Origin of the sequence: Acinetobacter sp. I-MWF (assembly GCF_025433935.1) — a bacterium.
GTDB lineage: Bacteria > Pseudomonadota > Gammaproteobacteria > Pseudomonadales > Moraxellaceae > Acinetobacter > Acinetobacter guillouiae.
In genome coordinates this window covers 1-223 of sequence record NZ_JAMBAR010000018.1, presented here as the reverse complement: position 1 = coordinate 223, position 223 = coordinate 1, and the positions used below count along the sequence as shown (strand labels likewise).

The following is a 223-nucleotide window of genomic DNA, read 5'->3' as shown; positions in this document are numbered from 1 at the left end:
AGTTGTACCTGTAACCGGTGTTACAGTGAATGGCTCTACCGTAGTGTTGACTTTGGGTACACCAGTCACAGCAGGTCAAGCGGTGCAAGTGGGTTATACCGATCCATCGGCAGCCAATGATCCAAATGCGATTCAAGACATTGCGGGTAATGATGCAGCAACACTTCCAGCCACCACAGTGGATAATGGTTCAACTGTGCCTGGTGGTGATACCACAGCACCG

1 protein-coding gene is annotated in these 223 nt (G+C 50.7%); it reads left to right on the top strand.

Annotation, left to right across the window (positions count from 1 at the left end):
* The coding region (locus M2R48_RS21165; protein ID WP_262087591.1) for a SwmB domain-containing protein at nucleotides 1–223 on the top strand (223 nt) is incomplete at both ends.